This window comes from Dysgonomonas sp. 25, assembly GCF_010501075.1.
GTDB lineage: Bacteria > Bacteroidota > Bacteroidia > Bacteroidales > Dysgonomonadaceae > Dysgonomonas.
In genome coordinates this window covers 483,789-503,244 of record NZ_QVMN01000001.1, presented here as the reverse complement: position 1 = coordinate 503,244, position 19,456 = coordinate 483,789, and the positions used below count along the sequence as shown (strand labels likewise).

The following is a 19,456-nucleotide window of genomic DNA, read 5'->3' as shown; positions in this document are numbered from 1 at the left end:
CTCTAACTCGTACCCCTAAAGATAAAAAGAGGGGTTAAGTAGCTGGAAAACAGCGAAAAGACACAGTTTGGTGGCGTACCCGTCCATACCGCCAATAGATTTAGAAAATCAAAGAAAAGTCCTGATATTCAATAGAATACAGGACTTTTTCTTTTTACCCACCCCAGCAAAAAATCCCATTAAAATGCATTTAAAAAAGGCTAATTCGTGGGACTTTATAATCCTCGCAAAAAGTCCCACTTTTTGGATTCTTATTCCTTGTATTTCAGGTTTTTACATGGCTCACAAATGAACTCTTAATAGTAATTTTGTAACCACGAAAGGAGTTTATCATGGGATTAAAGAAAAGTACCTTTAATGTGAACTTTCTACTTAGAAAGCACAAGATGTTAAAAAACGGAGAAGCACCCATTTGTATGCGTATTACAGTTAATTGTAGGACTGTCGATATTTCCATTAAAAGGAGTGTAGCCGTTGAGTATTGGAATCAGACAAGAGAATGCTGTACTTCTACTGGCAAGGTTGGCAAAGAATTGAATCGCTATATAGATACGATGAAAGCAAAAGTTCTCCAAATCCATAGGGAGTTGGAAATAGACGGAGTTCGTATTACTGCGGATGCTATCAGAGATAAATTGTACGGTCGGGATGAATCACAAAAAACACTTATAGAAGTTTATGCTGAACATAACAAGCGATGCCGGGCTTTAATCGGGAAAGATTTTTCTGCTTCTACAGTCGAAAAATTTGATACTTCCTTGAATACGCTGAAAACATTTATCAAGCATAGTACAAAGAAAGACGATATTCTGCTGAAAGAGATTTCCCGTGTGTTTATTCAAGATTTTGAATTCTACCTGAAAGCCGAACGGAATATGCAACATAATTCAGCATTGAAGCATCTGAAAAACTTAAAGAAAATCGTTCGTATAGCCCTTGCCAACGAATGGATGAAGAAAGACCCATTTATGGGAATCCAATTCAAACATGACAAAGTGGATGTTGAGTTTCTAAGTCAGGAAGAATTAGACCGGATAATGAATAAGGAGTTTGCCATTAAAAGGCTTGAAGTTGTACGGGATATATTTTGTTTCTGCTCGCTGACTGGTCTTGCCTTTATAGATGTTAAGCAATTAAGTCCTTCTCATCTGGTGGCGGATAGTAATGGAACATTGTGGATTCGGAAACCTCGTCAGAAAACAGGTAACATGTGTAATATTCCTGTAATTCATGCTGCAAAGGTCATTCTTGATAAATATAACGATCATCCTGAATGCATAAAGAATAATGTTTTGCTGCCAGTTTTGAGCAATCAAAAGATGAACTCTTATTTGAAAGAAACTACAGCCGTTTGAGAGAGGGAAAGCAAAGTGATGTAACGAAAACGTAATCAGCGGATTACAGATATGGTTCTTTTTGAAATATTGGGGATGAAAGCATAAAAAAGCAAAGTTGGCAGTCTTTTCAGTTACCAACTCGTTACCTGAGAGGGTTTTCGAATGATTTTGTAATGTGTTTTTATTCAGTCGTTTGCGCGGATTTGCATAGTGTCGGATAACTCTAAGTAAAGTAAATTTGTAACCATTAAAATTAGAGTTATGCAACGAAGTACGTTTAAGATTTTGTTCTATCTCAAAAAGAACAGTTTGAAACCGGACGGAACTGCCCCAATCATGGGAAGGATAACCGTAAACGGGAGTATTGCTCAATTTAGCTGTAAGCTAACTATCAAACCATCGCTTTGGGATACAGGTGCAAATCGTGCCGGAGGTAAAAGTATTCAAGCGCAGAAAATAAATCAGAAGCTTGACAACATCAAAGCACAAATTGGCAAGCAATACCAAAGTATTTGTGATAGAGATAATTTTGTTTCAGCCGAGAAAGTCAAAAATGCTTATTTGGGATTCAGTGATGACTATCGAACTTTCTTCTCTATCGCTGATGAATTCTATGAAGAATATCGAAAGCGGATTGGCAAGGATAGAACAGAAAAATCATATGAGCAGCTTCTCATTAATCGCAGACGGGTTGAATTGTTCCTTCAGGACAAATATCGCCTCTCTGATATTCCCATTAAAGAGATAGAGTCTCAATTTATTCATGATTATTATCTCTATCTGCTCGAAGAAAGGAAACTGGCAGGAAGTACCTTACTGACCTCTATTACTAAACTCAAACAGATTATGCTTATTGCTCAACGTAAAGGTTATATCCATATCAATCCCTTTGCCGGATTCCGTTTCAAAGCACAAACTCGTGATAGAGGCTACTTGACGGAAGATGAGTTGAACCGATTCATGACCGTTGAGCTCCGCCGGTATAAGCAACGGCAGATACGGGATATTTTTATCTTTCAAGCTTTTACAGGCTTAGCCTATGCAGATGTTCGTAAATTGACCTTCGCTGATATACAAACATCCTTTGATGGGGAACTCTGGCTGATTGCAAAACGCAAGAAAACAGGGACGACGTTTTATGTAAAACTTCTACCTGTTGCCAAGCAACTTATCGAACAGTATCGGATTGTAGCAAAGAATCAGTTTGTATTTCCTGTGCCAAGTAACGTAGAGAACATGAACCGTACTCTAAGACGTATTGGAAAGCAAGCCGGAATCACAAAGTGGATCTCGTCACACATGGGACGCCACTCGTTTGCTACGACCGTATGCCTATCGCAAGGTGTTCCTATTGAGACTGTTAGTCAAATGTTAGGGCATTCAAATATTCATACGACACAAATATATGCTAAAATCACGAATGAGAAGATTAGTCGGGATATGGCAGCCTTAACAGATAAGATTGGCGACAAGTATCAGGTTGAAACCAATCGTCCCCAATCCGATTTCAGAAATATAGGTAAAGTTGGTAAGAGAAAAACATCTATGCTATGAACAAGGAAGAAATAACGGTTGAGGGTTTGATAAAAGTTATTGAATCCGGTGAAAGAAAAGAAATCCGCCTAAAGAACTGGCAGATAGCTCGATTGTTTGGAGTTTATGAGCAGGCAGTTCGGGCTAATATCAAGTCGATTATTCAAACCGGGGCTGTAAAACCCTCCATTTGCTGTGAAGTTAGACAAGTAGGAAAGATTCTATTACCCGAAGTTTTTGATTTGGAAATGATTATAGCCTTATCATTCCGGCTTAACTCCCCTGATGCAGCTAAGTTTAGAAAATGGCTAATAGAAAGGGTTACTCATAGAACGAATAACAAACTAATGATATTGGGGATAATAAATAGTCCCCAAATACTCAATTAACGTCGGGTCGGTCATTTTCGTTACTGGGAGAAAGTTGCTTCTCTGGTCGGAACAATCAAGTCTAAAGCCCTTCGGGTTGGATACAAAAATCTCCAACCGCTATGCGGATAGTATTTTTGCATCCAAGACTTGCCTGTTCCACCCTCTACGGAAGCATTGAGACCTCCCAGCAACGAAAATGACCGACCCGACGATGACGCATATATCAAAAAACAAGCATCCCCTATTTTATTTAGGAATGCTTGTTTTCATTTTGTAGGTAAGCAACTTCAACTCCCTCGCCTCGGAATCTGCATAGACATATCTTTAGAATGGTAATTCCGGCGATCGGAAGTTTTGATGCAGTACCTGTTCCAATTCATTTTCAGGGTAAAGTATCTTACCGCCAATTGTAGTATAGCAGATTGTCCGGTTATCACGCAGGTTTTGAAGCGTACGTGGCGAGATATGAAGATACTCCATTACTTCCTCCCCACTAAGATAACGTTTATCTGCCAAGGATGGGCGATACTTGTCACGCACACTTTGCGTATCATTTAGGGCTTGTTCTATCTGCCTTTCAAGTTCCTTGAACTCTTCGGACTCAAAACCTATATACTTATCCATAATTACTTTTTCAAGCCCTCCTGAAGCTGTGTCTCAATATCCGACTGGTGAAAATAAACTTTACCACCTAACATGGAGAAAGGAATCTTACCATTATTCCGCCATGTTTGTAATGTCCGCTTTGAAATACCTAATATCCGGCAGACATCCGCTGAATCTACTCAGCCATCTCGGGGATTGGGATAATATAACTCTTTCAATGCGCTCACTTCAAAAGTTAATCTGCTTATTTGGCTTTTTAGCCTTTCCCAAGCATGTAAATCAATACAAACAATTTCCATAATTTTTACTCTTTTATATCTTTATCACTAAATGTACTGGCAAGCGAACGTTTCAATCCTTCGTTTGCAGCACGGGTTATCAATTCACGGTTTACCAATAAATGGTCGGCAAGAATATTGGAAAGAAGGATGGTCGGTGTAATATCCGGTACGATATGTTGTAATGATGAAACCAATGTTTGTAGCTTCTCTTTCATTCGTACATCAATATATACCGGGGTGTAATCCTTCACTTTCCGAACCAATAGAAAACGTCGGGTATATTCATCCTCATCTTTCTTCCGAGCCTGTTTTGCCCGGGAGCTTGGCATTCATGTACTGTTTTCTATAACTTCTGATACATCCTTCTCTTCTGTTTCTGATTTAGCATTTTCAAGTTCGTCACTCATATTTTTATGTTTTAATTGTTGATACTATGCCGGGGAATACCGGCAATTATTTCTCCTGATTATATTATGGGACAGTCATACATCCCTTATCCGGTTGGTTTTATCCATACCCTTAAATCTTTCGGAGGGATAAGCCGTGGCAACCTTGCACACCGACTGTTTCCGAAATCGGGTGCAATATATCGACTCTCTGATGCCTACGCTGTTTGGGTAACAGCTTTACCTAACAGGTTGGAGTTGTATGTATTTGAAAATCAGTACAGTTTTGCAAGGTGGATAGTGTTTAGATTGGCAAAAATGAGTATATAGGAAGAAATGTATTGATAAGTCAACTTGATGAAATACAGCAGATAACACGGCTTTAGTCAGTAGCAAAATAATTTTAAGAAAGATATAAAATATTTCCAAGCCGGGATTATTGGGTTATTTATCCCGGTTTTCCTCCATCACGTCAACCATTTCTTCAATTTCAACAAGCCCAATAATCGCTTCCCGCTTATTCCGGTTACGGCAATTTAGGAGTTGTTGCATAGTAATATAATGAGGTTCGTTTCCGTAGCGTTGTTTATTTCCTTCAGTACGAAAAGAAAGGAAGTCCCGGTTGCCATCAGCAACCGACATCCATGTATCTTTGATATACTTGTATTCGCTTAGTTGATCTAAGAGATAGACTAATGATTTTTGGTTGGTAACTTCCAGTGGTTCGGTTAGCTTTCCTTTCAATAGTCTTTTTAGTTCACCAGTTTTTATCTTCCGGCGAAAGAGTCTTATGTCTTCCACACATTCTGCAAGTAGTGTATATTGTTTACTATTCAGGTTCGGATCATAGGAGCGTTTCTTCGGTTGGCGTTCAGGTTGAGTTGCATCTGTTTGTCTGCCGGCTTTCAGTTCTTGAGAGGTATCAACAATATTATCTTTGCCGGTTCCCGCATCGGAAGCGATATCTGCTTCTTCCTCTATATCGGCTTCGGTCTTTTTCGAAAGCTGATTGAATTCGTAGAGTATACAAAGTTTTTCAAGCGACACGAGGTCTACAAGCTCCCCAAAGTAAGGCAATTCAATCTTTGCCAGTTCTTGTGTATAGTTAGCCGGGGTTATCTCTATCGCCGGAGCTGTAAACGTTCGGTAACACCGATAAACTTCTTTGGTAATATTATCATAGAAATCACTATACCAAAGATAGTCCTCCCGTCCGTCCCGGAAATAACGAGGAATACTTTCAAGCGGAGGATTATGGCGAATTATATCCAAGACTTTTCCCTTATAGAGTGTTATATCTTCCGGTGTGGGCTTCATCCTGTACAATAGACTAAGTGCAGTTTCATAGTTTACTTTTACAAAGCGGTCAAGGCATTGTTGTACTTCCCGGAAGCCATCTTCCGAGAAATCCATATATTCTATGTCATCACCATAATCAAACATGCTCTAAAGATACATATTTTCCTTAGTTATATGGGTAATATTGGTAACTGGAGTAATAATAGTTGCCTTATCAGCCTATATAGATGGCAAATAAATGCATTCCAATGCATAAATATCGGTAGAGGTTTGGCTATCAGATTTATAGCATATATTTGTCCGAAGCATCACACCAGATGCTTTCTAAAATTGAGAAAAATGAGAGAATTTATCCAATCAAAGCTATTAAACGGCTCTCTTAACACTTGAAGAGCTATCGGCAATGCAGTCCCTGTATTGCAAAAGCCGGGCGTCTCATATTTAAGCCCGTCTGGTTCGAACGTTGACAATCGATCAAAAAAGGCAGAAGCTTCCGCTTCTTTCTTTTTTTTCGATTGTCAAAGGAGCAAGGTAATCGCACGGGTAACCCGAAATTCGCTAATCGCTCTTTCAAGTTCCCTTCGTGCATACCTTGCCCTGCGGGGCTGTGCCCTCACAAAAGATAAATCCGGCTACACCTGAATTTACCTTTTGCTCTTCCTACTGCGCCCGTTGGTTGCATCCGGTCGGGGCACTTCACAGCCCTTTTGTTTCGCTCCCGATGGTCGCAAAACCGGCAGACTGTGTTGCAATCCTCAACTTCATCTCCCGGTGGTCGCTTACGTTTCGTCTTGCCTGTGTGCTGATATGCACACAGTGGTTTTCCATAACTCTAAAGGTCAGTGTTATGGAAAATAAGAAAGAGAATAAAACCAAAAGAGGTAGACCTGCCAAAGAAAAAGCCAAGCTTTCCACTTCGATCAACCTGAAATTGACCGAAGCAGATTTTAATTCCGTAAAAGAAAAAGCAGAAAAGTTGGGTATAAAGCCAACTGTGTACGCACGAGAAATGACATTGAAAGGTGGTATCAAATCCCGATTCACAGTTGAGGAACTTGACCTGATGCGAAAGCTGGCGGGTATAGCAAATAATCTCAATCAAATTGCAAGGAAGGCAAATCAAGAAGGCTTTGAAAATGCGTCAAAAGCAGCCTATCTTCTAATGCTTGAATTAAAGAATTTACTCTATGATCGCTAAAAATATAAAAGGAAAGTCATTCAAAGGTTGTGTATCCTATGTGATGCATGAAGGAGCAACTTTACTAGAAGCCGAAGGTGTTTGGACAGAAACAAAGCAGGATATTATCCGAAGTTTTGCCATGCAGCGTTCCGGCAGGAAAGAGATTAAACAACCTGTCGGGCATATTCCAATCGCATTTTCTCCTGATGATAAAGATAGGATGACGGATGATTTTATGACAAAATTAGCAAAAGAGTATATGGAAGAGATGGGTATTCGTAATACACAATATATCATTATCCGGCATCACAATACGGAGAATCCACACTTGCATATTGTGTATAACCGGATTAATAATGACCTGAAACTTATCTCTGTAAACCATGATTATAAACGAAACATCAAGGTCTGCAAGAAGCTAAAGGACAAATACAACCTCACTTATGGCAAGGGAAAAGAGAAAGTCAAACGGGATAAATTGAAGAACCCCGATAAGGCAAAGTACTACATCCACGATACGCTTAAGTCGGTTTTACCTGTTTGTAAGAATCCGGCAGATCTGAGGCTCAACCTCGAAAAATTTGGAATCGAGATTGAATATAAGTGGAAACGGACGGTCAAAGAGATTGAGGGAGTATCATTCCGATATGATGGTATTGCTTTCAAAGGTTCTGAGGTCGACCGGAAATTCAGCTTCGGAAATTTGAAAAAAGAGTTTCTGAAAAATATCTTGGATGAGGATAGACGGATGGAAGAAAAATATCAAAAAGAACGGAAAGATGCAGAACAAAAACAGCAACCAACCGAGCAAAAGGCAAAACAGGAAGCCTCAACAGCAAATCATAGCCTTGTAATTTTAGGAGTAGAATTGTCAGCGGAACAGGAAAAAGTATTAAGAAACGGTGGTGTCATTTTCCTTGAAAATATGAACCGGAATAATGGAAATGGTAAGTTTTCCTCCCATATTTTTCTAAACGATGAAAAGAATAAAGTCTTTTTTAGTCGTGAAAATCCAGATAGTTTCGTCAAATACGGTCAGTATGAGATGCGTATCCGGGATAAGGTACTCATTGAAAACGGCTATGTCACGAAAGCTAAAGTTAAATGGTGGGGAGGTGGAAGTTATGCGTATCCATACCTCTGGAAAGAAAACAAAACGGATTCTGAATATCAAGAATCATTCTATGATCCAAGGGTGCCGAAAGTAGAGAAAGAAGAACAAAAAACCAAAACTCCTACGATTCAAAAGAAAACTAGAGGACGGAAAATGTAGTTTTTCTATAAGCAAGCCACCTAACCTATTTAGAATTACAGTTTTTCCTTCAGGATATTACTGTAATCGAATACCCTCGCTTTATTTGCTTTATGTTTTACAATTGTGGGTTAGCTTAAATATTCTTTTACCTAAAAACTTCCTTTTTGTGTAGCAAACCTATCATAATTAAATAATATTCTGGTAATTACATCGAATATTATACTACTTTTGCGATAATAAGAATACTAAATTTTAAGACTATGAAAGAGAATGTAATTTCACCCAACCAACTATTTTTGGAAAATGAGAGTAAATTTTCCTACGAGGAAACAGTAACATTGCTTTCAGAGCATATATTAAACATAGGTTGGAAAATTTCCGCTGTTCATGATTTGCAGGCTACTTTAAAGAAAAACGGAAAAAATATTCTGCCTGTTAAGATTTTAGAACTGTGTAATCCTGTTTATTCCGGTCAATTGCTTGATACTGATGCTTTACGCATTTATTCTCCTATGATGCCTTGTCGTTTATCGGTTTATGAAAAGAATGACGGGAAAGTATATATAGCGCGGATGGATTCTGCTGCTATGGCCGCTATGGTAGGAGGAAAAGTCGAAGAAGTCATGGCAAAAGCTTTTGCTGATATTGAGAAGGTATTGGAGTGTTTTATTGCAGGCTGATTTTTACTATCCGTTAATTTATTTTCGTATGCCGGTAGGGTATCTTCCCATTCATACGGTATACATATAAATTGCAATTCAATCAGATTTTGAAAAAATCGGAATTTAAAGACATATTCGACAATTATTTCGACTCAATCCGTAATTATATCTATTACAGATGCGCCGATGAGAGTATTGCATCCGATATTGCTCAGGACGTATTTATGCGTGTGTGGGAAAAGATAGATTCTATTGATACAAAAAATATAAAGGCTCTTCTTTATAAGATAGCGAACGACATGGTAATAAGTGAATACAGGAAAAGTACAACCCGGCTTGATTATGCTAAAGACATGGTTGCTACCGGAATTGAGAACTTATCACCTCAGGAAATCCTGCAATTTGAAGAGTTGAAAGCCAGGTTTTCCTCCGCGTTAGACGAGATGGGTGAAGTACAGCGCGAAGCATTCCTGATGAGCCGGAATGAGGAGTTGAAATATCACGAAATCTCAGATAGGTTAGGTATCAGTGTGAAAGCAGTTGAAAAACGAATTACAGGTGCATTGCAGTTTTTAAAAACAAAACTTTTGTAACAATGAAAACGGAAAATATCAAAATAAAGCCCAAATGGACTAAATCAAAAGATGAGATTTGGGCGGAAAATTTTGCGGGACTGGAAGATGATGGGAAAAAGAAAATTCCTTTATATAAACGTCCGGTATTTTTATACGCCGGTGTTGCGGCAATCCTATTGGTTATCTTAATTCCTTCTATTGCTTTCTTGTATACCAAAGATATTACCGTACCACGCGGACAACATTATACGCTGAATTTGCCGGATGGTTCCCGGGCAATAATAAATGCCGAAAGCAAATTAACCTACAAGCCATTTTGGTGGAGAGTATCAAGAGAGGTAACACTTGAAGGAGAGGCTTATTTTGATGTCGAAAAGGGAAGCCGATTTGAGGTGAAATCAGGTACAGCAACTGTTACGGTCCTGGGAACGAGCTTTAATGTACTTTCGCGCCCCGGACAATATAATGTGGCTTGTTTATCAGGAAAAGTAAAGGTTGAAGCTGGCAACCAGTCGGTAATACTGGCCAAAGGAATGCAAACTATTTTTGAGAATAGCACATTACAATCATCAAATAGTAATGACATAGAGCAAAAAATAGCATGGACAAATAATAAGTTTGTATTTAATGAGGAGCCATTGATACATGTTATCAGGGAAATCGAAAGGCAATACAATATAGAAATTGTAGCTCCTGAAAATATTAACTATATTTATAGCGGAAACTTTACAAAACTGGATAATCCGGAAGATGTTTTGCAAATTGTACAAGAACCCTTTGGTATAAAACTTAAAATAAAGAAATGATTTGAGCAGATTTCTTATTGTATTTATATTACTGTTTTGTATGTCTCCTGTGATTTACGCGCAGGAAATAAAAATCAATACGGCCAATGAATCCTTAGATAAAGTCCTTCAAAGCTTGGGTATAGAGGTATCTTTTGATAGTAAGGCCGTTTCTAAATATATAATTACAGAAAAGAAAGTTTTCAAATCTGTTGATGATGCTATGACCTATCTTTTGAAAGATAAACCACTGGCATACAAGAAAACAGGAAATGTGTATGTTATTTATCCCAAAAAAGAAATCGAAGAAGTCCCTCGCCTTAAAAAGCAATATACAATATCGGGTATTGTGAAAGATTGCACAAACGATGAAAAATTACCTTATACCTACATTACCACTGATCAGGGAACAATAATTACGGACGAAAACGGATATTTTTTCCTCAAGGGAGATAAGAGTTCAACTCGTATTCAAACCAGTTATTTGGGATACAATAGCATAGATACGATTCTTTCGCACGGGCATCACACATTAAATATAAGCCCCGGTCTGATAATGATGCCGGAAGTGATAGTATCACCTTCTTCAAGTGCCATGATGATGCAGTCGGGGAAAACATCGGGAGAAATAAGGCTCAATCATACTGTAGCCAGGCAGATGCCAGGAAGCGGTGATAACTCCGTTTTCAACCTGCTACGCATGATGCCGGGGGTAAGGGCGTCGGGAGAACCATCCGAGGATCTGATTGTGTGGGGAGGCAATAACGGCGAAAGCAAAATTACATTTGACGGCTTTACCCTTTTCGGATTAAAAAGTTTTAGCGAGCATATCAGTTTTATTAACCCGTACATGGTAAAAGATATCAGGCTATTAAAAGGCGGTTATGATGCCTCATTCGGGAACAGGGCCGGAGCGATAGCCGAAATTACAGGGATCGACGGAAACCGGGATAAACCTGTCCTCAAAGCCACAGTAAGCAACCTGACGGCAAATGTATTTGGTTCTATCCCCGTGTCTAAAAGTTCAGTTTTGATGGCATCTTACAGGCAGACATTTTATAACCTGTATGATGTGGAAGAATTGAATCCGTATGGCAAAAACAGTACCAACGAAAGCAGTGGGAAAGGTAAAGGGAACGGTAATAATAAACCCCAACAAAATATAAGTGAAATTTACTTGTCTCCCGACTATAAATTCAATGACATCAACCTGAAATATATTGGAAATACTACCGGTAACGATAATTACCATATATCACTTTATACCTCAAACGATGATTTCGATTATTCGGTATCAAAAGAAGATAAATATGACCTGAGTGCTTCGCAAAACAACCACCAATATGCCGGAAGCGCTATGTATAACAAAGTATGGGGCAATTCGTCATCATCCCGGCTGAAGGTAAAATATTCTCAATTAAACACGCAAAACGACCGTATTAGAAGGCTTCAGGGAAACCAGTCCGAACCTGAAATAAGCATTTCGACAAAGAACAAAATAGAAGAAGCCGGAATAGATTTGAACCACACCTTTAATTGGGGTAAACATCAGCAAATTGAGGCAGGTGGGGAAATTCTTTTTTATAAAGACAAGGTAAATGAAGTAAAAAATAATTTTACCGTACCCTCTATATATCTTTTGGACAAATTTTCCTGGGGTAAATTCTCTCTGGACGGAAGTATACGGACTGACTTTGCAAGCAATAAGGTATATGTCCAACCTCGTTTTTCAGGGAGGTATACTCTTTCCGAAGCAGTAACTGCAACGGCCTCATGGGGGCTGTATCGCCAGTACATTTCCCGTACTCCAATACAAACCGATGAGTATACCGATTTTGTATGGAAAATACAGCAGGATAGTATAATGTCCGCGATGCATACCCTTGCCGGTTTGGCATTCAGTAAAAACGGATTTTTAATCAGCCTGGAAGGATATCACAAAAAAAACAAGAATATTATCCGTTTATCGAAAGATCTGTACAAGACTGATGTGGATATTACGGGCGTAGATATGTTTCTGAAAAAAGAGTTCAACAATATTTCTGTCTTTGGTTCCTATTCCCTTTGTAATATATCGGAGCGAAAAGATGAAACCGGGCATGAGGTTAAGTTGGGAAGTATTTTCTCTGTCAGGAGATTTACCCTATCGGCAAATTATGTTTTCGGGACTGGATTTTCTCCCGCATTTAAAGGCGGACAAGGTACAGGGCAGGGAAACAGTACAGTTCAGGAATCCGATAAGGATTATCACAGACTGGATGTCGGAGCTACCTATAATCACAGCTTTAAATCCTGCCGGTTGCAAGCAGGTGTGTCCGTATTGAATGTGTTGAATAATGAAAACACAAAATACAGCTATATATTTTCTGACAAAAAAGACGTTACAAACGTTTATACAAAAGCGACTCCATTCACTCCCATGATTTTTCTTGAAATTTTATTTTAAAAACAGGTAGGGTAAATTTAAGTTCGTGCGGTTAATAAATAAGACATACCATATTTCGAAATATGATACTTAATTTATTAATCAAAAAGAAAAAAAATGAAAACAAAACTATTCATGACAGCCTTAGCCATTGTTTTGTCAATGGGAGTTGCATCTGCACAAAACGGAAACGGGAACGGAAAAGGTAAAAATCAAACTCAAAAGCCGAACAAGGAAAGGCCATGTGTTCTGCTTCCGGGTACTAACAAAACATGTGTCAATTTTATTGATGTAAACAAAAATGGAGTTTGCGACAATTTTGAAAACGGGACTTGTACCGGTAATTGTAAAGGAACGGGAACACCGGTAGGTACGAAACCCCAAGATGGAACGGGACAAAAGAAAGGTCAGAAAAAATAAGATATACGGTACTATCAACAGGGATGCCACTTTAATTCAAAGTGGCATTCTTATTTAATCAGGCAAGTAGGGTATATTCTATTTTATGCGGTTAATAAATAGAAGTATCAACTTATTAATTCTTTAAAAACTAAAAACATGAATACTAACAACAAATTATTTGCATTTTTATGTCTGACATTTTCATTTATGCTATTTTCATGCAGTAGCGAGAATGATTTCGATGATAATACGGGAACAGGCAATTCAGAACTGGTAAGCCTTCTAAAGGTTTCTGATGAAGGGATTTCTTCTTTTATGGTAGACAATCTTTGCCCGGTATTGGATGCAACATCTCCTTTGGCAGCTGATGAAATAGAATTTTTATATGCTTTGAGAGAAGATGAAAAAATGTCTCGCGACCTGAACCTTGCATTTTCATCTCTCTATCCTACAGCCATACAATTTTCCAGAATCGGTACTGCCGAAGCAACACATATAGCTACCATTGAGAGACTTCTGGATTATTATGAGATAGAATATCCTGCACTAAGTCCCGATGGAGTATTTGCTGATAAATACAGGCAAAGCCAGTATAATGAATTGCTTATTACGAGCAATACCCTGGAAAATGCCCATACGGCAATTGCCCGGTTGGAAGAGGAAAATATTGTTGATTATGACAATGTTCTGGAAAATATATCAAACCCGAACATCAAAATTATCATTTCTAATTTGCTGAAAAGCTCCACAAATCATCTCAGGGCTGTAGTACGTCAAATTACATTATTAGGAAGTAGCTATACACCTTCATTATTAGATGGAACCACTTATCAGGTAATTATCTCCTCAAATCCCGGACAAGGTAATAAATACCAGCAGAAAGGGAAACAAGGACAAAATACAAATAGTGAAAAAGGTAATCAGCAGAAAGGCAACAAAGGTGCTGTAAATAATTCGGGTATGTGTAGAGGATGCACAAACGGAACCTCTCCCGGCAGCAATTCCAATAAAGGTCAAACAGGTAAAGGATATAGGGGAGGACGGTAAATAACTTTGAAACTGAATATATAAAGAGATATGGAAATCTATATCTCTTTCTTTTTTATTATCTTTTTCGATGATATACAGTAAAATAAATAGATAAAACAAATACTATGTCTACAATGTTAATAATCATGCATATTATCAACTAATATATCATGCATTACGAAAAACATTTTACGAACCGCACGAACTGGTTAAGAGCAGCAGTCTTAGGAGCAAACGACGGTATTTTATCTACAACCAGTATTGTAATTGGCGTAGCAGCAGCCAATACTTCCAGAAATTCTATTGTTTTGGCTGCATTAGCAGGGTTGGTTGCAGGAGCCTGTTCGATGGCAGCGGGTGAATATGTTTCGGTAAGCTCACAAACTGATGTTGAAACAGCTGACCTGAAAAGGGAAAAAATGGAGCTGGAAACAATGCCTGAACAGGAAGTGGAGGAATTAGCCGGTATTTATGTAAGGAAGAGGGTTAGACAGAGAGCTGGCTCACAATGTAGCCGTACAATTAATGAAAAACAATGCTTTGGAAGCCCATGCGCGAGACGAGTTGGGTATTAACGATATAACTCGTCCAAACCCTCTACAGGCAGCGATGGCCTCTGCCGCTTCATTTATTTCAGGGGGGATATTGCCTTTTCTCGTATCTGTTCTTGCTCCGATAAATGGAATGGTTTTCTTCCAATATGGGTTTGCTATCCTGTTTCTGGGCGTATCAGGGGCAGTCGCCGCAAAAATGGGTGGTTCGAATATATATAAGTCCATTTGCAGAATATGTCTTTGGGGAACCGTAGCAATGTTTATATCTGCTTTGGTAGGATATATATTCGGAGTGCGGACTTCGTGAGTTGGCATATATCAATAAATAATAAATTCACACCCCCAATAAGATAACTCGCCCCCCAATCCAGCCAGTTCACATACTTTGCAGTTTGGTTAAGCCCCTTCTGATAATACCTTTGCATACAAATTAGTAACAACAATTTGTATGTTTGATAAAATAATCCGGTTTTCGGTAAAGAGGAAACTCTTTGTCGGATTTATGACATTGATACTCCTTGTCGCAGGTATTTACGCCATGCTCACCCTTCCCGTAGACGCTGTTCCCGATATCACTAACAATCAGGTGCAAATCGTAACCGTTTCACCTACGCTCGCACCACAGGAAGTAGAACAATTAATAACTTTCCCCATCGAAGTGGCTATGAGCAATATTATGAACGTAGTAGAAATACGTTCCGTATCCCGCTTCGGCCTTTCGCTGGTAACCGTTGTTTTCAAGGAAAATGTACCCACCCTTGATGCCCGGCAGCTAATAAACGAACAGATACAAACCGTAGCAGGAGAAATCCCTTCGGAACTGGGCGTTCCCGAATTGATGCCTATCACCACCGGGCTGGGAGAGATATACCAGTATGTGCTTGAAGTTGCACCGGGCTATGAAGACAGGTACGATGCCATGGAGCTGCGAACTATCCAAGACTGGATTGTGAAACGCCAACTTTCCGGCATACCCGGTATTGTAGAAATCAACAGCTTTGGAGGATACATGAAGCAATACGAAGTAGCAGTAGACCCCGACGCCCTCTATTCCCTGAATATCACAATCAGTGAGGTTTTCGAAGCCCTGCACAAAAACAACCAGAATACAGGCGGAAGCTATATCGAAAAAGATAGCAAAGCCTATTACATCCGTTCCGAGGGAATGATAAAAAGCCTTACGGATATAGAACAGGTAGTCATTACCAACCGTGGAGGCATTCCTATCCATATTGACGATATCGGCAGAGTGGGTTACGGCTCTCCAAAACGTTTTGGGGCAATGACCAAAGACGGGCAGGGCGAATGTGTGGGTGGCATTGCCATGATGCTGAAAGGTGCAAACGCCAATGTCGTGACCACCGAACTGGAAAAAAGAGTGGAACTCGTACAGAAAATGCTACCCGAGGGTGTCAGCATAGAACCTTACCTTAACCGCTCCGAACTCGTAAACCGCAATATATCCACTGTTATCCGCAACCTTATAGAAGGGGCTTTGATCGTTTTTCTGGTACTGATAATATTCCTCGGAAATGTGAGAGCCGGACTAATCGTTGCCTCTGTTATTCCTTTATCCATGCTCTTCGGATTTATCATGATGCGGTTGTTCGGTGTATCGGCAAACCTGATGAGCCTCGGGGCAATAGACTTCGGTATCGTGGTCGATGGTTCCATTGTAATAGTTGAAGGGATACTTGCTCATCTTTACACCAAACAATTTTATGGGCGAAAACTATCACCTAAGGATATGGATAATGAGATAGCCAACGGCACCAAAGGTGTTGTACATTCCGCCACCTTTGCAGTACTTATTATCCTTATAGTATTCTTCCCCATATTAATGCTGCAAGGTATAGAAGGCAAATACTTTACCCCAATGGCTCAAACACTCGTGTTCTGTATTATCGGTGCATTGATTTTGTCATTGACGTATGTGCCCATGATGGCATCCCTGTTCCTGAAAAAGACCATCAGACAGCCCCGTACCTTTGCCGACCGCTTTTTCGACTGGTTGAACAAGCTATACAAAAGATTGCTGCAAAAATGCCTGCGGTTCAGCCTGACTACCGTTGCTATAGCATTCCTTGCACTGGGAGGCAGTATCATACTGTTTACCAAATTAGGAGCGGAATTTATTCCCACTCTCGACGAAGGCGATTTTGCCATGCAAATGACCCTGCCTGCCGGAAGCTCACTAACCCGTAGTATTGAAGCATCAGATGAGGCGGAAAAGATACTCATGAATAACTTTCCCGAAATAAAGCACGTAGTAGCAAAAATAGGTACTGCTGAAGTACCTACCGACCCCATGGCGGTAGAAGATGCCGACATCATGATCGTAATGAAACCTTTCAAAGAATGGACAAGTGCATCCTCCCGTGCCGAAATGGTAGAGAAAATGAAGAACGCACTTGATACCATACCCGATGTGGAATTTAATTTCAGCCAACCGATCCAATTACGCTTTAATGAACTTATGACCGGAGCCAAAGCCGATATCGCCATCAAGCTATACGGCGAAGATATGGAAGAACTTTATTCCAAAGCCCGCGAAGCCTCCAAGTATATCGAACAGGTGCCCGGTGCCGACGATGTACTGGTAGAGCAGGCAATGGGACTGCCTCAATTGGTTGTAAACTACGACCGCAGCAAACTGGCCCGTTATGGTGTAGATGTGGAAGAATTGAACAACATTATCCGTACCGCCTACGCTGGTGAGGTGGCGGGAACAGTATTTGAAAATGAGCGGCGGTTCGATTTGGTTGTACGCCTCGACCAACAAAAAGTAGAGGATTTCAACCTCAATAAGTTTTTTATCCGTACATCCGAAGGCATACAGATACCCGTTACCGAACTTGCACAAGTAGAGCTGATCAGCGGCCCCCTGCAAATCAACCGTGATGCTACTAAGCGACGTATTGTAATAGGTGTCAATGTGCGTGATGCCGATATACAGCAGGTAGTAGGTAGAATCCAAACTGTGCTGGATGAAAACATAAAACTTGAACCCGGTTATTACTTTGAATACGGCGGACAATTCGAGAACCTGCAAAATGCGATCAACACCCTGCTGGTAGTAATCCCTATCGCTTTACTGCTGATTTTGTTGCTCCTGTTCTTTGCCTTCCGCAGCCTCACCTATACGCTCGTGGTATTCAGCACAGTACCCCTATCCATGATAGGCGGTGTGCTTGCCCTGTGGATAAGAGGGTTGCCTTTCAGCATATCGGCAGGTGTGGGATTTATTGCTTTGTTCGGTGTATCTGTGTTGAACGGTATCCTTATGTTGAACCATTTCAAATCCCTATCAAAATGTACAAGCTGTAAAATGGCAACAGATATAATAATTAAGAAAGGAACCCCGCATCTGCTCCGTCCTGTATTCCTTACAGGATTAGTTGCCTCACTCGGTTTCGTTCCGATGGCTATTGCCACCTCGGCAGGAGCCGAAGTACAACGTCCGCTGGCAACAGTTGTTATCGGAGGATTATTGGTTTCAACATTCCTCACACTGATAATCATTCCCGTATTCTATCACCTGATAGGCGTATTCTCTGTATGCAGGCGAAAATGGGGGGGGAACAAACGAACCTCTCTTGTAGGACTTATAGCATTATTGCTAATTATACCCGGCCAGATGCAGGCACAACAGACCGTTACACTGGACGAAGTGATAAAGATGGCAAAAGAAAACAATCCCCGTTTAAAATCCGCTACAGCTTCCATCGACCGGAGCAAAGCCGCACGGGGCGAATCGTGGGATTTGGGAGCTACCTCTTTCGATTATTCATGGGGACAGCTTAACGGAACCAACCGGAATGACCGTCAATTTAATGTCTCCCAATCGGTAGGCTCAATTGTTACACCTTTTTACAAAAACTCGCTGGTGAGGCATCAGGTAAACACCGGCACATATTACCGCGACATGGTAGAAAAGGAAGTAACAGCCGAAGCCAAACGCGCATGGGCTTATTACCAGTATACCTACCATAAAAAAAAGATGCTGGGTGAACAAAGCAAACTGGCAGAAATGCTTCTCCGAACCGGCGACCTGCGTTATAAACAGGGAGAAATCACCCTGCTGGAAAAGAATATGTCTTCGGCACAAGCTGCCTCCATGAAGAATAAAGTATTTCAGGCCGAAGAAGAATTTAAGGTTGCCGCCACCCGTCTGCAATGGATATGTTATGCCGAAAATTCGGTAATTCCTGCTGATACCCTTTTAAGCAAATATGATACAGGCATGATGACGACGGACTTATCCTCTGTCCACCTTTCTTATTTCAATAGTAAGGTATCCGAATCCGAAGCACAGGTAAAAGTAGAGAAAAGCCACTTCTTCCCCGAGTTTTCCGTGGGCTATCAACGGCAGAATATCCTACCCGACAAGGGTTTGAACTCGTGGACTGTCGGTGTATCCATCCCCCTTGTGTTCAATGCGCAATCCAGCCGGGTAAAACAGGCAAAATACGATGCTTACATGGCAAAGTACGAAGCCGAGGATAATATCCGCCAGCTAAACAACAAAGTCTACGAACTAAAAGCTGATTTGCGGAAATATGACGAAAGCATCCGATTTTTTGAAACATCGGCCTTGCCCGAAGCCGATGCCATGATTCGCTCTGCCGAATTGCAGTTGAAGCATAGCGAAACGGATATCAGCGATTTTATACAAAGCATGAACAGCGCATTGGACATCAAACAATCTTACATCGAAATGATATACCAATACAATGTATCGGCTCTAGAATATGAATTATATAACAACAAATAACG

General features: G+C 40.2%; 17 protein-coding genes and 2 pseudogenes. 14 read left to right on the top strand and 5 right to left on the bottom strand.

The window, feature by feature from the left end:
* Window positions 1–332: 332 nt before the first annotated feature.
* From D0T66_RS02200 to D0T66_RS02190, 3 genes and pseudogenes are all read left to right on the top strand, one after another.
* Window positions 333–1,340: pseudogene (locus D0T66_RS02200) on the top strand (phage integrase SAM-like domain-containing protein); the annotation flags it as partial.
* Window positions 1,341–1,598: 258 nt separating this feature from the next.
* Complete coding sequence (locus tag D0T66_RS02195; protein ID WP_163355361.1) at window positions 1,599–2,891, top strand: site-specific integrase; 1,293 nt, start codon at window positions 1,599–1,601, stop codon at window positions 2,889–2,891.
* Window positions 2,888–3,259, top strand: a complete 372-nt coding sequence (locus D0T66_RS02190) for a hypothetical protein (protein ID WP_163355360.1) — start codon at window positions 2,888–2,890, stop codon at window positions 3,257–3,259. Before D0T66_RS02195 ends, D0T66_RS02190 begins: the two co-directional genes overlap by 4 nt.
* Before the next feature lie 306 nt (window positions 3,260–3,565).
* Here D0T66_RS02190 and D0T66_RS02185 read toward each other — a convergent pair whose 3' ends face one another.
* The 5 genes and pseudogenes from D0T66_RS02185 to D0T66_RS16325 all read right to left on the bottom strand — a co-directional run bounded on the left by D0T66_RS02185 (window position 3,566) and on the right by D0T66_RS16325 (window position 6,641).
* Window positions 3,566–3,865, bottom strand: a complete 300-nt coding sequence (locus tag D0T66_RS02185) for a helix-turn-helix domain-containing protein (RefSeq protein WP_163355359.1) — start codon at window positions 3,863–3,865, stop codon at window positions 3,566–3,568.
* Window positions 3,866–3,867: 2 nt separating this feature from the next.
* Window positions 3,868–4,008 (bottom strand): annotated as a pseudogene (locus tag D0T66_RS02180) (helix-turn-helix domain-containing protein); the annotation flags it as partial.
* 143 nt (window positions 4,009–4,151) lie between these two features.
* Entirely contained in the window at window positions 4,152–4,457 is a 306-nt protein-coding gene (locus D0T66_RS02175; protein WP_163355358.1) for a DUF3408 domain-containing protein, read from the bottom strand.
* A gap of 501 nt (window positions 4,458–4,958) precedes the next feature.
* A complete protein-coding gene (locus D0T66_RS02170) occupies window positions 4,959–5,957 on the bottom strand; it encodes a hypothetical protein (protein WP_163355357.1) in 999 nt (332 codons plus the stop codon).
* A gap of 552 nt (window positions 5,958–6,509) precedes the next feature.
* Entirely contained in the window at window positions 6,510–6,641 is a 132-nt protein-coding gene (locus D0T66_RS16325; RefSeq protein ID WP_255489687.1) for a hypothetical protein, read from the bottom strand.
* 19 nt (window positions 6,642–6,660) lie between these two features.
* On the opposite strand from D0T66_RS16325, the gene mobC reads away from it, so the two are divergent.
* The 11 genes from mobC to D0T66_RS02120 all read left to right on the top strand — a co-directional run bounded on the left by mobC (window position 6,661) and on the right by D0T66_RS02120 (window position 19,454).
* Entirely contained in the window at window positions 6,661–7,011 is a 351-nt protein-coding gene (mobC, locus tag D0T66_RS02165; RefSeq protein ID WP_163355356.1) for a plasmid mobilization relaxosome protein MobC, read from the top strand.
* Complete coding sequence (locus D0T66_RS02160; protein WP_163355355.1) at window positions 7,001–8,266, top strand: relaxase/mobilization nuclease domain-containing protein; 1,266 nt, start codon at window positions 7,001–7,003, stop codon at window positions 8,264–8,266. Before mobC ends, D0T66_RS02160 begins: the two co-directional genes overlap by 11 nt.
* A 242-nt stretch (window positions 8,267–8,508) precedes the next feature.
* Window positions 8,509–8,928 carry a DUF302 domain-containing protein gene (locus D0T66_RS02155; protein ID WP_163355354.1) on the top strand — a complete coding sequence of 140 codons (420 nt, stop codon included), beginning with the start codon at window positions 8,509–8,511 and terminating at the stop codon, window positions 8,926–8,928.
* Window positions 8,929–9,017: 89 nt separating this feature from the next.
* The gene (locus D0T66_RS02150; RefSeq protein ID WP_255489686.1) at window positions 9,018–9,503 is read left to right on the top strand and encodes an RNA polymerase sigma factor; all 486 of its coding nucleotides are present in this window, start codon (window positions 9,018–9,020) and stop codon (window positions 9,501–9,503) included.
* Between the two features lie 2 nt (window positions 9,504–9,505).
* Window positions 9,506–10,291 (top strand): FecR family protein, encoded by a 786-nt coding sequence (locus D0T66_RS02145; protein WP_163355353.1) that lies wholly within the window; start codon window positions 9,506–9,508, stop codon window positions 10,289–10,291.
* 40 nt (window positions 10,292–10,331) lie between these two features.
* The gene (locus tag D0T66_RS02140; protein WP_163355352.1) at window positions 10,332–12,716 is read left to right on the top strand and encodes a TonB-dependent receptor; all 2,385 of its coding nucleotides are present in this window, start codon (window positions 10,332–10,334) and stop codon (window positions 12,714–12,716) included.
* A gap of 96 nt (window positions 12,717–12,812) precedes the next feature.
* Window positions 12,813–13,115 (top strand): hypothetical protein, encoded by a 303-nt coding sequence (locus D0T66_RS02135; RefSeq protein WP_163274168.1) that lies wholly within the window; start codon window positions 12,813–12,815, stop codon window positions 13,113–13,115.
* A 138-nt stretch (window positions 13,116–13,253) separates the two neighbouring features.
* Entirely contained in the window at window positions 13,254–14,144 is an 891-nt protein-coding gene (locus D0T66_RS02130) for a DUF2202 domain-containing protein (protein ID WP_163355351.1), read from the top strand.
* A 152-nt stretch (window positions 14,145–14,296) separates the two neighbouring features.
* Window positions 14,297–14,701, top strand: a complete 405-nt coding sequence (locus D0T66_RS16320; protein WP_255489684.1) for a VIT1/CCC1 transporter family protein — start codon at window positions 14,297–14,299, stop codon at window positions 14,699–14,701.
* A complete protein-coding gene (locus D0T66_RS16315) occupies window positions 14,652–14,987 on the top strand; it encodes a VIT1/CCC1 transporter family protein (protein ID WP_255489683.1) in 336 nt (111 codons plus the stop codon). Before D0T66_RS16320 ends, D0T66_RS16315 begins: the two co-directional genes overlap by 50 nt.
* A 141-nt stretch (window positions 14,988–15,128) precedes the next feature.
* A complete protein-coding gene (locus tag D0T66_RS02120) occupies window positions 15,129–19,454 on the top strand; it encodes a CusA/CzcA family heavy metal efflux RND transporter (RefSeq protein WP_163355350.1) in 4,326 nt (1,441 codons plus the stop codon).
* The last annotated feature ends 2 nt before the right edge of the window (window positions 19,455–19,456 follow it).

Bases quoted from the DNA above. Each gene is read 5' to 3' on its own strand.
- D0T66_RS02155 (WP_163355354.1), top strand. From the start codon at position 8,509: ATGAAAGAGAATGTAATTTCACCCAACCAACTATTTTTGGAAAATGAG.
- D0T66_RS02160 (WP_163355355.1), top strand. From the start codon at position 7,001: ATGATCGCTAAAAATATAAAAGGAAAGTCATTCAAAGGTTGTGTATCC.
- D0T66_RS02140 (WP_163355352.1), top strand. From the start codon at position 10,332: ATGTCTCCTGTGATTTACGCGCAGGAAATAAAAATCAATACGGCCAAT.
- D0T66_RS16320 (WP_255489684.1), top strand. From the start codon at position 14,297: ATGCATTACGAAAAACATTTTACGAACCGCACGAACTGGTTAAGAGCA.
- D0T66_RS02195 (WP_163355361.1), top strand. From the start codon at position 1,599: ATGCAACGAAGTACGTTTAAGATTTTGTTCTATCTCAAAAAGAACAGT.
- D0T66_RS16325 (WP_255489687.1), bottom strand. From the start codon at position 6,641: ATGGAAAACCACTGTGTGCATATCAGCACACAGGCAAGACGAAACGTA.
- D0T66_RS02190 (WP_163355360.1), top strand. From the start codon at position 2,888: ATGAACAAGGAAGAAATAACGGTTGAGGGTTTGATAAAAGTTATTGAA.
- mobC (WP_163355356.1), top strand. From the start codon at position 6,661: ATGGAAAATAAGAAAGAGAATAAAACCAAAAGAGGTAGACCTGCCAAA.
- D0T66_RS16315 (WP_255489683.1), top strand. From the start codon at position 14,652: ATGAAAAACAATGCTTTGGAAGCCCATGCGCGAGACGAGTTGGGTATT.
- D0T66_RS02130 (WP_163355351.1), top strand. From the start codon at position 13,254: ATGAATACTAACAACAAATTATTTGCATTTTTATGTCTGACATTTTCA.
- D0T66_RS02145 (WP_163355353.1), top strand. From the start codon at position 9,506: ATGAAAACGGAAAATATCAAAATAAAGCCCAAATGGACTAAATCAAAA.
- D0T66_RS02170 (WP_163355357.1), bottom strand. From the start codon at position 5,957: ATGTTTGATTATGGTGATGACATAGAATATATGGATTTCTCGGAAGAT.
- D0T66_RS02185 (WP_163355359.1), bottom strand. From the start codon at position 3,865: ATGGATAAGTATATAGGTTTTGAGTCCGAAGAGTTCAAGGAACTTGAA.
- D0T66_RS02120 (WP_163355350.1), top strand. From the start codon at position 15,129: ATGTTTGATAAAATAATCCGGTTTTCGGTAAAGAGGAAACTCTTTGTC.
- D0T66_RS02175 (WP_163355358.1), bottom strand. From the start codon at position 4,457: ATGCCAAGCTCCCGGGCAAAACAGGCTCGGAAGAAAGATGAGGATGAA.
- D0T66_RS02135 (WP_163274168.1), top strand. From the start codon at position 12,813: ATGAAAACAAAACTATTCATGACAGCCTTAGCCATTGTTTTGTCAATG.